Source organism: Johannesbaptistia floridana (assembly GCF_057440575.1).
In genome coordinates this window covers 1-13,887 of the sequence record NZ_JALKVM010000216.1, presented here as the reverse complement: position 1 = coordinate 13,887, position 13,887 = coordinate 1, and the positions used below count along the sequence as shown (strand labels likewise).

Here is a 13,887-nt window from a genome sequence, read left to right as displayed (position 1 = left end):
GCGATCGCCAATTTCCCAGGTTCGTAGTTGGACTAAAGTCCAAAATATATTTTAATAGGGCTTTAGCCCTACTACTTTCCTTATTCAATGATAATTACTGGGTTTGATAATTAGGATCAATATTTTTTCTCCCGGCCAACTGCGATCGCCAATTTCTCAGGTTCGTAGTTGGACTTTAGTCCAAAATATATTTTGATAGGGCTCAAGCCCTACTACTTTCCTTATTCAATTATAATTACTGGGTTTGATAATTAGGATCAATATTTTTTCTCCCGGCCAACTGCGATCGCCAATTTCTCAGGTTCGTAGTTGGACTTTAGTCCAAAATATATTTTGATAGGGCTCAAGCCCTACTACTTTCCTTATTCAATTATAATTACTGGGTTTGATAATTAGGATCAATATTTTTTCTCCCGGCCAACTGCGATCGCCAATTTCTCAGGTTCGTAGTTGGACTTTAGTCCAAAATATATTTTAATAGGGCTCAAGCCCTACTACTTTCCTTATTCAATGGTTCGTAGTTGGACTTTAGTCCAAAATATATTTTAATAGGGCTAAAGCCCTACTACTTTCCTTATTCAATGGTTCGTAGTTGGACTTTAGTCCAAAATATATTTTAATAGGGCTAAAGCCCTACTACTTTCCTTATTCAATGATAATTACTGGGTTTGATAATTAGGATCAATATTATAATCTAGAATAGCCAATCTGATAAAATCCTAATCATCTAACCAATGTATAGAGCATTTAAAGAGTTACCACCGTGGTTACGATTAGCTATTATTTTTCCCTTGTTTTTTCTCAACGGATTTTTATTAGTTATTTTGTTTCGCTATTTTTATGATCTTTTAAATTATCTGATTGTGGCTAATTTATTGGCCTTTTTACTCGGATTAGGAATTAATACTTTGATGAGTAGAGGAGTAAAAAAAGGATTAGCGATCGCGATCATTTTGTTCTTGACTGTACTGATCATTATTATTATTAGTGCTATTATCATACCAATTATTATTACTCAACTGACTGATTTACTAAACAAAGCACCAGAATGGGTAAATTTAACGGAGCAAAACCTCAAAAAATTAGCTCAAAGTCCTATTTTAGAGAAACTTCCCTTAGATTTAAAAGAAAGTATTTCCCAACTTACTAACAATTTTTATAGTAGATTAGAAGGAATAGCGAGTCAAGCTTTAAATATTTTAATTGGTACTCTAGACAATGTTTTAAATAGTTTAATTGTGATAGTTTTAACCATATTTATTCTTTTAGGTGGAGATGAATTCTGGCGAGGAATTTTAAGTTGGTTACCTGCACCATGGGATACCAAGATTGTTAACTATACTCATCAAACTTTTAAAGATTACTTTTTTGTACGTCTTATTTTAGCAGCTATCTACTGTGTAAGTTGTACTCTGATTTTATGGTTGTTAAGAGTTCCCTTTGCTTTTCTCTTTTCCCTCATTTTAGCACTTTGCTCTTTTGTTCCTGTTATTGGGGGTATAATTGGCTTATTTATAACCATTTTTGTCTTCTTTTACGGTATAGGAGTGGGTATAAAATTCTTCATTGTTACTACTATTATTAATCAAATAATGGATAATGTAGTAGCGCCTAAAATGATGGGTGCGAGTATCGGACTAAATCCTATTTGGTTGATTATATCTCTGTTTGTCGGTGGTCAAATTGCAGGAATTCTCGGTTTAATTTTGGCTGTGCCTGTGGCTAGTGTTATTAAGCGAATTATTGATGATTTGCGGGAAAATTCTACACTTACTTATACCGAACAAATAGGGGTTAGTTTGCAGTCAGAAAAACTCCCCGGAAATGATTAATCAAAAATTTCTTCTAAGTTGACAATCAGTTTGGGCATAATATTTTCTCCTGAAAGTGTTTGAGGATTGTTTAAGATTTCTTTTGCTTTCCCCTGACGATAGATTTCTACTTGTCTTTCATCAGGATTAATTAACCACCCCAATTTAACACCACAGTCCATAAATTCTCTCATCTTGTTCTGTAGATTGTCTAAATCATCTGTGGGAGACATTAATTCAAGAACAAAATCGGGATTAAGAGGAAGATATTTTCTTTTCTGTTGTTTTGAAAGGGCGTTCCACTTCTCAAGAGGGATCCAACTCACATCTGGAGAACGAATCGCGCTGTTTGATAGTTTGAAACCAGTAGAAGAATCAAATACTTTTCCTAATTTACTTTCTTTATTCCACAGTTTAATTTGGAAGGCTAGTTCTAAATTGCGCTCTCCTGTTTCACCACCTGTAGGAGACATAAAAATTAATTGTCCTTCTGAATTGATTTCCAATCTAGCATCGGGATTATCCCGAGAAAGAATTTCTAGAGTGCGATCGCTGATTCTATCAACTAGAGAAGAAATATTTAGTACTATAGCACTCATAAAATAATTCTGTGACTGAATTTATTTATTATATAGCATTTCAAAGGACTCATGAGGTTGTACCTGCCTCGGTGCCTCCTGCCTTCTGCTCATATCTTGCACTCCTAAAAAAGTACTAAATAGGCCAACAGGCGAAAATCAATTTTTAAGTGGTTAGGATCAATTCTTTTACTTCAAAACTCATTACTTCAAAACTCATTACTCAACCACAACCAGTAAATGAGTGATAAAGATGCAAGATCTGAGAAGATTCATCCATCAGTAAATGAGTGGAAAAGATGCAAGATCTGAGTTAACCTGCATAAACAAACCCTGCCAATCTCCTCGTTGATTCTGACGAAACAGTTTTACCGTAGGATACCAGGGACTATCATTTCTATCTAACATCCAGCGCCAGTCAGGGGAATAGGTTAGAATTACCCAAACAGGTTTTCCTAATGCTCCTGCTAAATGTACTACTGCTGTATCTACACTAATAATTAAATCTAACTGAGAAATAACTGCTGCTGTATCCGCAAAATCTGCTAAATGTTCGCTCAAATCAAGAATAGTTTGATTATCATTTAGTTGGGATAACTCAGAGGCCCTTTCTCCTTTTTGTAGACTATAAATAGCAATATTAGGAATCTCTAATAATCCTAAAAAATTAGAAAGAGAACAGGAACGATCGCGATCATCTCTATTCCTTGGACTACCTGCCCAAACAATGCCTACTTTTAGTTTATCAGAGGGTGCATGACTAGTAATTATTTGCTCTAGTTGTTGAAATTTGGCTCTAAATTCTTCCTTCCGTGGTAGATATAAATAAGGAACAGAAGCCGGGATAGTTTCTAGAGTTGTTCCCAATATACAGGGTAAACTCATTAATGGTGCTTGTACATCAAACTCTGATTCTTCCACATGATTACTAGCTTTTTCAATTCCTGGGATAGCACTAAAAAGACTTACTAAAGCTTCTGTGCAACCGATAATTACTTTACCTCCCTTTTTAATTACCATCGGCACATAACGTACAAACTGAATAGCATCTCCAAATCCTTGTTCACCACATAGTAATATAGTTTTACCTGTTAAATCAGAACCATCCCAAAGGGGTTTGGTGGTTTGAATTGGTGGAGGACCACCTTTAGCTTGCCATCGCCATTCATATTCAGCAAAGCCTCGGGGTAAATCTCCCTTAAGCAAAAGGGCAAGGGCTAAGTTAAAATGTATCTCGGGATAATTGGCATCAAGAGATAGTGCTTGATAGTAATAGTTAATTGCTTCTTCAAGGAGATTTTTTTTAGTATATAAATTACCTAGGCCATTGTAAGCTAACTTAAGATTTGGCTGGAGTGCGATCGCCTTTTGGTAATATATAATTGCTTCATCTATAATCTCAAGTTGTTCAAGTGCATTAGCGAAATTTAGCTGAGAGATAGCATCCTCAGGCTGAAGTAAAGCTACCTGTTGATAGTGTTTAATTGCTGTTGATTTTTCCCCTAGTTTCCAGAGTAACTTAGCCAATTGGTGATGGATATTTGCTGCTTTTGGTTTTAGTTTAATTGCTTGTTGATAGTGGAAAATCGCTTCTTGATACTGTTGCTGTTGTTTAAGGGCGATGGCCAAATTATTATGGGCATCAGCTAGATTAGGATTGATAGTTAATACTTGTTGTAGATATTCAGCACCTTCTGCATATTGTTTTTTTTGACATAATAATACCCCCAATAGCTGTAGAGTATCTATATTTGATGGCGCTTCTTGCAGTATTTCACGGTAAGCTTTTTCTGCCTCTTGCACATTTCCTGCTTGATGTTGTGCTAAAGCCTGGTTAATTTTCTGAGTCAACTTGTTGGTTTTTTCGACTGGTTTTTGGCCAAAACCCTTTTTTTTTTACTCATTGAATTAAATTATTAAAAATAATCTGACTGAAAAAATCTCGGGATGAAAACCACAGACACTTATGCCCTAATAGTCATCATCCCGAAGTTTTTCAGCAAAACCAAAGGTTTGAGAAATAATCTAGAAGACAAAAAAAATTTCTAGGACATGAATTGAATCATGAAGTCAAAATAGGGACCCGCTACTTCAGCTTCTTCGCTATTTAGTAATCCTAAAGATGCTTCTTTGAGACAACGAATAGCCTCTACCATACCCGGTAAAGGAACATCTAAGGAATTATACATTTCCTTAACGCCAATCAAACCAATTTTCTCGATTGGGTCAATACTACCAGATATTAAGCCATAGGTAACTAAACGAAGATACCAAGAATAATCCCGTAAACACTGATTATACTGACGTTGTCCTGAAGCATTGCCTCCAGGCGCCCGAAAATCAGGTCGTTTTCTAAATAGCTGTTTACTAGCTTCTTCAACAATTTTTTTGTCATTTTCTGCTAGAGTTTCAGCAATACGAATACGTTGTTCCCCAGTGGACAAAAATTCTTTGATGCCTTTGAGTTCACCACTACTGGGATATCTTAGTTCATCATCGGCTTTGAGAATAACTTGACTTACTATGCTCATGTTGTTGGAAAAAAATTTTTCAGATATATTATATAGGATAATAATATCATTGTTTCACCACACTCATCAGCCCTTAACAATAGTCAATATGTTAAGCTAAAAAAAGAAATAAATAGTAATTTGAGCTAGTAATTTATACTCAAAAAATGAACAAAATAGTAGTCGGCTTATCGGGAGGAGTAGATAGCTCGGTAGCAGCCGCTGTTTTACATAATCAAGGCTATGAAGTAATCGGTCTCACTCTGTGGTTAATGAAGGGTAAAGGCCAATGCTGTTCCGAAGGAATGGTAGATGCCGCTATGATTTGTGAACAACTAGAAATTCCCCATCATGTGGTAGATAGTAGAGAAGTATTCCAAAAAGAAATTATCGATTATTTGGTAACAGGATACGCAAATGGTGTGACTCCTCTACCCTGTTCCCAATGCAATAAAGCAGTAAAGTTTGGTCCTATGTTAAAATATGCCCGAGAAACCTGGGGCATAGATAAAATAGCTACAGGTCACTACGCGAGAATTAAATATGACCAAAAAAGCGATCGCTATCAACTATTGACTGCTATTGACTCTAGTAAAGACCAATCTTATTTTCTCTACGATTTAGAGCAAGAATTACTAGCTGCCTCTATTTTCCCTCTAGGCAATCAAACCAAAGTCCAAACCCGAGAAATTGCTCAAGCTTATAACTTGAGTACCGCTGACAAACCCGACAGTCAAGACCTATGCTTGATAGAGTCTCATGGTTCTATGCGTCAATTTCTAGACAAATATATTAACTCTAAAGAAGGAGAAATTGTCGATTTAGAGGGTAAAGTCCTAGGTAAGCATCTCGGTATCCATCACTATACCATCGGTCAACGTAAAGGTTTAGGAGTATCAGCGCCAGAACCTTTGTATGTGGTAAAACTTGACCCAGTCATGAATCAAGTAGTAGTAACTACTCGGGAAAAAGCTGGCTGTTGGGAATGTATAGTAACCAAAATGAATTGGGTATCTATTGCTCAACCTTCTACCCCAATTAAGGCTACTGCTAAGGTGCGTTATCGTTCCCAAGGTGTAGAGGTGACAGTGATTCCCCTAGACGCAGACAGGATTAAACTGGTATTTGATGAACCAGAATTTGCCATAACTCCAGGGCAAGCAGCAGTTTTATACTCTGGGGATTTGGTTTTAGGCGGTGGTATTATCGCCAGAGATGATTAATGTTTTAAAAACGAGGTTCGTAGTTGGACCTTTAGTCCAAAAATTAAGAGGTTGAAAATTTGTCGGGCTAAAGCCCTACTACAAACTCATGAGTCTGCTTGTCTGGTGTGTGTATTTTTATAGTATAAAGCCCAGGGCGATCGCGATCTCCCTTTTTTAGTATTTTTATACCTATACACTTATAGCAATGAGCCAATAGATGTTGACAAAAATGATGAAAAGCCCCCCTTAGTAAGGGGGGTTGGGGGGAAAAGTTAGTGATAAATGTTGTTAACACTACTGCGATCGCCCTTTTTTAGTATTTTTATACCTATACACTTAATTAAACGATATCTCTAGTAAACGGGAAAAATGGTTTAAAGAAAATAATAGAGAGTTAAATATAGGAGAAGAGGCTCAATGGAATATTTTTGACCCTATTATTTCTGCTATCTTTGGACAAAGATATCAAAAGACTAGTCAAGCAGAATATTTAGAACAACAAATTCATTATTTTAACCGTTCTTTAGCTCATATCTTCCACCAGAACTTATGTACTAATTTTTTAGGAAAAATGTTCTTTATGGTTAATTCTCTATAATCTTTGTCTCCTAGAGGTTTAACATCAATTCTTTTACTTCAAGACTTCAAAACTCATTACTCATTACTCAACCCCCGCCAGTAAATGAGTGATAAAGATGCTTTGGTGTGAGTTTAGGACAACTTACCCTATTTAGTACTCTTGTATTTGCGTGCTTTGGTCTAAGTAAATGCGAAGGCGCGATCGCCACCCTATGAGAACTGCCTCCATCAAAAACTTTTAGCCTTTGGTGGAACATCTCATATTATTACATTTGTATTTAAATAATTGGCACGCTTACTATGCTAAAATCACTTAAAATATTAACCAAAAGCTAATAATGAAAAGAATAATTACTCAGCGCCCTAAATTAACCGGGGAAAAAGTTTATTTTGCATTGGAATTTAAATAAAAAAATAGCATACTAAGTATGCAAAATCTCAGATGGTTTAATTTATGGCTTGTGGGTTTTAAGGCAAAATATGAGGTACTCTAAATAAAAACAGACATTTGCTCATCAGAACAATGCTTGCATAATATCCCGTTGGATTTCTGGAGTTTTGGCCACAATCATCCCAGGAAGTTGATAATTTTGAGTAGTATGTAAAGGAGGTATAGGAGAACCATCCAGTTGAGAAACAATCCCTCCAGCTTCTTGAGCAATAAAAGCGATCGCCGCCCCATCAATTAACTTCCCTTCTCTAAGTACTACGGCATCTAATTCTCCCATCAGAATCCCATTTGTATTTGGAGTTTGCACCTTAGAATCATAGTCTGTTTCAATTACGATTACTTGGTAATTTTGAGATAAACTTTCCCGAAGCTGCCCCATTCCTAAATTTAAGAGAATAGTTGACTTTTCCCCAGAATCTTGGCTAATATTCAAACGAACACATTCACTTAAATCATCTTTTAAACTACCTTGCCAAGCCCCCTCGCCTTTGACAGCGTAAAAAAAAGTATCCAGAGAAGGAAGAATGAGCATAGCAGCTTCATAACAATCGTTACTCATAATTCCCAATACTAACTGATAATTTTTATGACCATCAAGATACCAACGTGTCCCATCAACAGGATCCAAGGTAACTAAATAATTATCTAATTTGCCTATTTCAGCACCTTGAAAATACTTAGTATTCACAGATTGTTCATACTCTTCTCCATGGAAATAAATAGAGGGAAATAGTCCTAACAAGGCTACTTCTACCATAGTTTGTACAGAGATATCTGCATCACTCAAAGCCGCTTCAAACTGGGAATCAGCTTCTTTTTCTGGATGTGCTTGAATTTTAGCTTGAATTTTTTGTGTATATAATGCAGCAGCCTTTAAATAAGGAGTAAGGGTAGTTAATATCTGGCGAGGATTAGTCATTTCTAACTTTTAATTTATTAATACAGTTACAAGAGTTTATTGGTTATATCTGCCTAACGCACCCTACTATCTTTTTTATATACCCCAATCAATAACTAGGTTCGTAGTTGGACTTTAGTCCAATAGTTATGTTAGTCACATATTCAGCAGTATAGAGCGATCGCACAGGGTTTTGGTGCGTTACGGCAGTTTATCTTGTTATACCAATGTTTATTGGTTATATCTGCCTAACGCACCCTACTATCTACCTTAACATCAGGATAGTGTATAAAAAAAAGAGAATTGAGATAAGCTAGAAAACGGTATAAAACCCTCAAAGAAAAACTCTTATGATTTCAAATATAAATATAATTAAAAGTGATTTGTTATCTAAACACACTCAAACCGTAAAATCTTTAGCTTTTCATCATAATAACGTCCTCTTAGTTAGCGGCAGTAAAGATTATACAGTTAGACTTTGGCGTTTAGATATCAGAAAAAGTAGAGTATTAGAAGGTCATCAAAAATCACCGTGGTTTCCTTTTGTGAATTCTGTAGCTTTTCATCCATCAAAGCCAATATTAGTCAGTGGAAGCAACGATAAATCCATAAAAATTTGGTCTATTCCAAACGGAAAAGAACTTAAAACACTTCAAGGACATACTGAAGGGATAAATGCTATAGCTATCCATCCACAAAAAGATATTTTAGCCTCTGCTAGTCAAGATAAAACAGTAAAATTATGGTCGATTGAAAGCGGCTTAAACATTCATACTTATGAAGGTCATACAAACCAGGTGATGTCAGTTGCTTTTAGTCCTAATGGTGAACTGTTAGCAAGTTGTGGCAATGGATTAGATAAAACTATTAGGTTATGGGAGTTATCGAAGGATGAAACCAGAACAATAAAACTAGAGACAGAATGGTTTGGTGGTATTTCTGCACTTGCTTTTACTCCCAATAGTAGAATACTCGTAAGTGCTTGTGATGACAAGAAGATTCAACTATGGTCAGCTAAAGATGGAAAAGAAATAATAACTTTAGACGGTCATCTTAGTAAAGTTACATCTATAGCTATTAGTCCTAATAGTTTATTTTTAGTCAGTGGCAGTGAAGATAAAACGATTAAAATTTGGAGTTTATTCGATTATCAATGTATTGAGACTAGGACACATAATAGTGAAGTAGAATCTGTTGCTATCAGCCAAGACAGTAAAAAAATAGCTGTAGGCTTAAGAAACGGCTCTATACAACTCTATAATCTTTAAGTTTACACTATGTAAGTTTATACTTCTCCCGCATGATAGGAACTACGGACCAAAGGACCAGAACGTACATGGCTAAAACCTAAAGATTTCGCTAATTCTCCTAGTTCGTCAAATTCTTCAGGAGTCCAATACTTTTCTACAGGTAAATGTTCTAGAGAAGGACGCATATATTGGCCTAGAGTGAGGCGATCGCATCCCACCTCTCTTAAATCTTTCATGGTTTGTTCTATTTCTGCCACTGTTTCCCCATGTCCTAACATTAACCCTGATTTTGTCGGTATCTTCGCATTTAACTCTTTCACTAAACAAAGAACTCGAAGAGAGCGATCATATTTGGCCCCTCTTCTCACTTTTCCCTGTAAACGTTCCACAGTTTCCACATTATGGTTATAACAGGCAGGTTCTGCTTCTACCACGGTAGCTACTCTAGCTTTCTGTTCAACTACAGCATTTTTCCCACTCCAAAAGTCAGGAGTTAATACCTCAATTTCTGTACCTGGATTAACTGTTCTAATTTTCTCCATCACTTTAACAAACCAACCCGCACCACCATCAGGGAGATCATCTCTAGCGACTGAAGTTAGCACTACATACTTTAATCCCAATAGTTGTACAGCTTCAGCCACCTTTTCTGGTTCATGAGGATCTAAAGACATCGGGGAATGACCCTTATCAACTTGACAAAAAGCACAAGCCCGAGTACAAGTTTGCCCCATCAGCAAAAATGTTGCTGTTTTGTTAGCATAACATTCGCCACGATTGGGACAGCGACCTTCTTCACAAATAGTATAAATTTGTCTTTGCTTAATAATTTTTTGAACTGTAGAAATTTCGCTGGCTTTACCTATAGAGGATTTTAGCCATCGGGGAATACTAGCGATTTGTTCTTGTTGTTTAGATTTATTCATAATTTACAAATTAGAACGAGTAAGCAAATTTTAAAAGAGTCAATAATTTAGCTGATATAGCGCTACGCATTAATATGTTTGACATTTTTCAGAGCCGGTGTTCCCTGTTCCCTTTTAGTCAAGTTTATATGTCAAACACCATTTTTTGTACTGCTATATAGCAATCAATACTGCTCGGTTAACAGAAAGGTTTATGGTTAAAGCAGCTTTGGGAGCATATATTAATTTATTTTAATTAATTGGCCAAAAAAAAAACAGCTCTACTAAATTAAAATAGAACTGTAGATTAACAAAGCTAGGAAGAATTGTTATCCCATTACCTCAGTAATTCTAACTTTAAGCCAGAGTTTCTGGACAGTAACCTAAACCACGAGTAAATTGATCGCGAAAAGCTTCAATATTACTTATATCAGGGCTACCATGAGAAACTATTGCCACTTGGTAGCGACGCATTACTTCTACGATGGTTTGGCCTGTTTCTAGACTCCAAAACACCATCTGCATACGCATTTCTGGTTGATAAATGATTCCTAACTCACTCATAAAAGCTTGAAAATCACCATGCTGCTGCGGGGTTAAGGGTTGAGCAAACTTAACTTTAATTACCCAGCCATTTATTTGATGAATCACTGTCATATTGCAACGAGATAGATGATTCATATTTTGCAAGTACTCAATTACTCGTAAAGTTAAACTTGCATTTGCTAGGAAATAGAGATAATCCATATAGTGCCCCCTTGCTTTCTTCTCTTAACTACTAAGCCCATATATATAGTCTCACAAATTTACACGCATTTTCCAAGGGGAAAAGCACCCCATTTTATATGGGGAATTATACCCAACTTGAACTCACATCTTCTACTTTTGCCCACTCATTTAGTTGAGTAATAAGTAATGAGTAATGAGTAATAAGTTTTTTAAGTATTTATACTTAATTTTTAGTGATAAAAATCTATTTAGCCATCAAATAAATAAACTTTGACCGAGATAAATTAGTATTTTTGTTCTGGTGCGAGTGATGTGAGTTGCAGGAAGAGCTTTTGGGAGCTCCGGGAGAGGGTATTTTAAGAACTGGATTTAGTATGAGAATGGGCGAATTATTTTACAGTATTTATATTTGATTTTTGAGATAGTTTAGTACAAAAGTACTGTTTATTTGCTCTAAGTTTGATTCTGAAGCAGAAAATTAAGACAAAACGTTATCATAATTTAGATTATATTTAATTTTTGTAAAATTAATGGACTTTAATGAATTCTGACTTACTTCTTAGTAGTTACGATTACCAACTTCCTCCCCAATTAATCGCTCAAACTCCGGTAACTCCTAGAGATAGTTCACGTTTATTAGTAGTAAAATCTCGGGATAGTCATGAACATTTGATTTTCAAAGATATAGACAAGTATTTACAGCCTGGTGACTTGTTAGTAGTCAATAACACCAAAGTTATTCCCGCTCGACTCTACGGCAAAAAAACCACAGGCGCTCCCGTAGAAGTGCTTTTACTTGAAGAAAAATCCCCCAACTGTTGGTTAGCTTTAGTAAAACCCGGTAAACGCTTTCGGATTGGGTCTGAAATTATCTTTCAAAACTCTAACAATGACACTTCTACCCTAAAAGCTACAGTAGTTGAGCGAGATGAAGAAACTGGCGGGCGTATTTTAGCCTTTCAATTGAGTGAGGGAAAATCTCTATGGCAAGCCTTAAGGGATTTTGGCGAAATTCCTCTACCTCCTTACATAACTTCTCATTCCACTCAAGATAGTCAGTATCAAACAGTATACGCTCAACAACCAGGTGCAGTAGCAGCTCCTACCGCAGGATTACATTTTACCCAAGAACTATTAGATAAATTAACTAATTTAGGGATTGAACTAGCTGAGATTACTTTGCATATTGGTTTAGGGACTTTTCGCCCTGTAGAAGTAGAAGATATTGTTTCTCATCAAATACACCAAGAATGGATAGAGGTTAACTCAGCAACAGTAGAAAAAATTAAAAAGACTAAATCTCAAGGCCACCGCATCATTGCAGTAGGTACAACTGTAGTAAGAGCGTTAGAATCGGCTGGCGCTTCAGACTTACAACCCTTTTCTGGTAAAACAGATTTATTTATCTACCCAGGTTACCGTTTTCGAGTGGTAGAAGGGCTAATTACTAATTTTCATCTGCCTCGTTCTAGTTTACTAATGTTGGTGAGTGCTTTGATTGGGAGAAAACGTTTACTGGATTTGTATGAAGAAGCGATAATCTCAGGTTATCGTTTTTATTCTTTTGGCGATGCTATGTTTATTACTCCAGAGGCTAAAATCTAATAATCCTGTCGGCTCTAATAAAAAACATTAACTAGACTATCGTCTTGGTTCTTTAAAATAGTATCATATACCATTGTGACGCTTGATTTTTTGAGGTTAAAAAATGTTTATTGTCTTTCAACTTGCTTTAGCTGCTTTAGTATTCTTTTCTTTTGTGATGGTTATTGGCGTACCTGTAGCATACGCTGTCCCTCAATACTGGTCCCAATCCAAACCTCTATTATTTGTTGGTTCTGGTATTTGGATAGCATTGGTGATTGTTGTAGCTGTATTAAACTTTTTTGTTATTTAGTTAGCTAAGATAATAAGCTAATATGGATAAGTATTTCTTCTTAAATGTTATTTAAGGGGAAATACTTAAGTTTGTAATTGTTACAGTGAAGATAAGGAACAGAAATTTATTGGAGGTAACATGGGTGTTTTCGAGGGAAGTTTTAATCACGACCCATCTTTATTTCGCTTCGCTATAGTTATTGGTCGCTTTAATGATTTGATTAGTGAAAAATTATTATCGGGATGCCAAGATTGTCTTAAACGTCACGGCATCGATGTCAATCCCCAAGGAGACCAAGTAGACTATGTTTGGGTACCAGGTAGTTTTGAAATTCCTCTAGTAGCCCGACAGTTAGCCTTTTCCCATCGCTATGATGCGATAATTTGTCTGGGCGCCGTGATAAAAGGTCAAACTCCTCATTTTGATTATGTGGCTAATGAAGCCGCTAAAGGAGTCGCTGCGGCAGGTTTTCAAAGCGGTGTACCCGTAGTCTTTGGAATCCTCACCACTGATACTCTTCAACAAGCTTTAGAAAGAGCGGGAATTAAGAGTAACCATGGTTGGAATTATGCTCTAAATGCTCTAGAAATGGCTAGTTTGATGCGGCAAGTAAACGCCTATACTCAAACTCCTCCCTATGGGAATAATTTACCTTCGAGAGATACTCAGAATATGTTAGCCTCTGAGTCTGTTTCTGAATCTTCCCAAGCATAAATAAAAAATCTCTAAATTACTTGACAAAAATTAGTTTTTAAGAGATACTAGAAAAGTAACAGAAATTGCGGGTATAGCTCAGTGGTAGAGCGTCACCTTGCCAAGGTGAATGTCGCGCGTTCGAATCGCGTTACCCGCTTTCTCTCAATATAGTTAAATAATTATCTAAACAACAACCTTAAAAAAACTAGGTTCGTAGTTGGACTTTAGTCCAAAAAATCCAACAGGGTGACAACTTTAGTTGAATCGGTTGGCAGGTGTCAAGTTTCAGGTTATTTGTTCCCGGGATTTAAAATTCAGAGAAAATCTTACCGCACTTATGCGGCTAAAGCCAATACTGCTTTTGTTAAGAGAAAATTATTGATTAGAGTAAGGTTG

Annotated in this window: 12 protein-coding genes and 1 tRNA gene; 7 read left to right on the top strand and 6 right to left on the bottom strand. The window is 36.1% G+C overall.

The annotated features are described in order from the left end of the window. The first annotated feature begins 734 nt into the window (after window positions 1-734). Window positions 735-1,832, top strand: coding sequence for an AI-2E family transporter (locus MW688_RS14130; RefSeq protein ID WP_486736657.1), 1,098 nt, complete (start codon window positions 735-737; stop codon window positions 1,830-1,832). On the opposite strand, the gene MW688_RS14125 is transcribed toward MW688_RS14130, so the two are convergent. From MW688_RS14125 to MW688_RS14115, 3 genes are all read right to left on the bottom strand, one after another. Further along, window positions 1,829-2,410 (bottom strand): Uma2 family endonuclease, encoded by a 582-nt coding sequence (locus MW688_RS14125; RefSeq protein WP_486736656.1) that lies wholly within the window; start codon window positions 2,408-2,410, stop codon window positions 1,829-1,831. The genes MW688_RS14130 and MW688_RS14125 overlap by 4 nt on opposite strands. A gap of 258 nt (window positions 2,411-2,668) precedes the next feature. Beyond that, entirely contained in the window at window positions 2,669-4,240 is a 1,572-nt protein-coding gene (locus MW688_RS14120; RefSeq protein WP_486736655.1) for a tetratricopeptide repeat protein, read from the bottom strand. A 194-nt stretch (window positions 4,241-4,434) separates the two neighbouring features. Next, window positions 4,435-4,920 (bottom strand): allophycocyanin, encoded by a 486-nt coding sequence (locus tag MW688_RS14115; protein WP_486736654.1) that lies wholly within the window; start codon window positions 4,918-4,920, stop codon window positions 4,435-4,437. Window positions 4,921-5,066: 146 nt separating this feature from the next. Here MW688_RS14115 and mnmA point away from each other — a divergent pair, with 146 nt between their 5' ends. Beyond that, on the top strand, window positions 5,067-6,122 hold the full coding sequence (gene mnmA / locus MW688_RS14110) for a tRNA 2-thiouridine(34) synthase MnmA (RefSeq protein WP_486736653.1): 1,056 nt from the start codon (window positions 5,067-5,069) through the stop codon (window positions 6,120-6,122). A gap of 1,076 nt (window positions 6,123-7,198) precedes the next feature. On the opposite strand, the gene MW688_RS14105 is transcribed toward mnmA, so the two are convergent. Beyond that, window positions 7,199-8,053, bottom strand: a complete 855-nt coding sequence (locus MW688_RS14105; protein ID WP_486736652.1) for an inositol monophosphatase family protein — start codon at window positions 8,051-8,053, stop codon at window positions 7,199-7,201. A 362-nt stretch (window positions 8,054-8,415) separates the two neighbouring features. Between MW688_RS14105 and MW688_RS14100 the strand changes: the two genes are divergently transcribed. Then, window positions 8,416-9,300: a WD40 repeat domain-containing protein gene (locus MW688_RS14100; protein WP_486736651.1), complete on the top strand. Its 885-nt coding sequence runs from the start codon at window positions 8,416-8,418 to the stop codon at window positions 9,298-9,300. Window positions 9,301-9,317: 17 nt separating this feature from the next. On the opposite strand, the gene lipA is transcribed toward MW688_RS14100, so the two are convergent. Together lipA and MW688_RS14090 are read right to left on the bottom strand one after the other, a co-directional pair. Continuing rightward, a complete protein-coding gene (gene lipA, locus MW688_RS14095; protein ID WP_486736650.1) occupies window positions 9,318-10,208 on the bottom strand; it encodes a lipoyl synthase in 891 nt (296 codons plus the stop codon). 336 nt (window positions 10,209-10,544) lie between these two features. Continuing rightward, a complete protein-coding gene (locus MW688_RS14090) occupies window positions 10,545-10,934 on the bottom strand; it encodes a hypothetical protein (protein WP_486736649.1) in 390 nt (129 codons plus the stop codon). 522 nt (window positions 10,935-11,456) lie between these two features. On the opposite strand from MW688_RS14090, the gene queA reads away from it, so the two are divergent. From queA to MW688_RS14070, 4 genes are all read left to right on the top strand, one after another. Beyond that, window positions 11,457-12,521, top strand: coding sequence for a tRNA preQ1(34) S-adenosylmethionine ribosyltransferase-isomerase QueA (gene queA / locus MW688_RS14085; protein ID WP_486736648.1), 1,065 nt, complete (start codon window positions 11,457-11,459; stop codon window positions 12,519-12,521). Between the two features lie 103 nt (window positions 12,522-12,624). Beyond that, window positions 12,625-12,813, top strand: a complete 189-nt coding sequence (psbZ, locus tag MW688_RS14080; protein ID WP_486736647.1) for a photosystem II reaction center protein PsbZ — start codon at window positions 12,625-12,627, stop codon at window positions 12,811-12,813. A gap of 120 nt (window positions 12,814-12,933) precedes the next feature. Continuing rightward, window positions 12,934-13,509 (top strand): 6,7-dimethyl-8-ribityllumazine synthase, encoded by a 576-nt coding sequence (gene ribH, locus MW688_RS14075; RefSeq protein ID WP_486736646.1) that lies wholly within the window; start codon window positions 12,934-12,936, stop codon window positions 13,507-13,509. A gap of 67 nt (window positions 13,510-13,576) precedes the next feature. Beyond that, window positions 13,577-13,648: transfer RNA gene (locus MW688_RS14070), tRNA-Gly, on the top strand. Window positions 13,649-13,887: the final 239 nt, after the last annotated feature.

Excerpts from the sequence above, each read along its gene's own strand:
- lipA (WP_486736650.1), bottom strand. The coding sequence starts at position 10,208 with ATGAATAAATCTAAACAACAAGAACAAATCGCTAGTATTCCCCGATGG.
- queA (WP_486736648.1), top strand. The coding sequence starts at position 11,457 with ATGAATTCTGACTTACTTCTTAGTAGTTACGATTACCAACTTCCTCCC.
- MW688_RS14105 (WP_486736652.1), bottom strand. The coding sequence starts at position 8,053 with ATGACTAATCCTCGCCAGATATTAACTACCCTTACTCCTTATTTAAAG.
- MW688_RS14115 (WP_486736654.1), bottom strand. The coding sequence starts at position 4,920 with ATGAGCATAGTAAGTCAAGTTATTCTCAAAGCCGATGATGAACTAAGA.
- MW688_RS14090 (WP_486736649.1), bottom strand. The coding sequence starts at position 10,934 with ATGGATTATCTCTATTTCCTAGCAAATGCAAGTTTAACTTTACGAGTA.
- MW688_RS14130 (WP_486736657.1), top strand. The coding sequence starts at position 735 with ATGTATAGAGCATTTAAAGAGTTACCACCGTGGTTACGATTAGCTATT.
- psbZ (WP_486736647.1), top strand. The coding sequence starts at position 12,625 with ATGTTTATTGTCTTTCAACTTGCTTTAGCTGCTTTAGTATTCTTTTCT.
- mnmA (WP_486736653.1), top strand. The coding sequence starts at position 5,067 with ATGAACAAAATAGTAGTCGGCTTATCGGGAGGAGTAGATAGCTCGGTA.
- ribH (WP_486736646.1), top strand. The coding sequence starts at position 12,934 with ATGGGTGTTTTCGAGGGAAGTTTTAATCACGACCCATCTTTATTTCGC.
- MW688_RS14125 (WP_486736656.1), bottom strand. The coding sequence starts at position 2,410 with ATGAGTGCTATAGTACTAAATATTTCTTCTCTAGTTGATAGAATCAGC.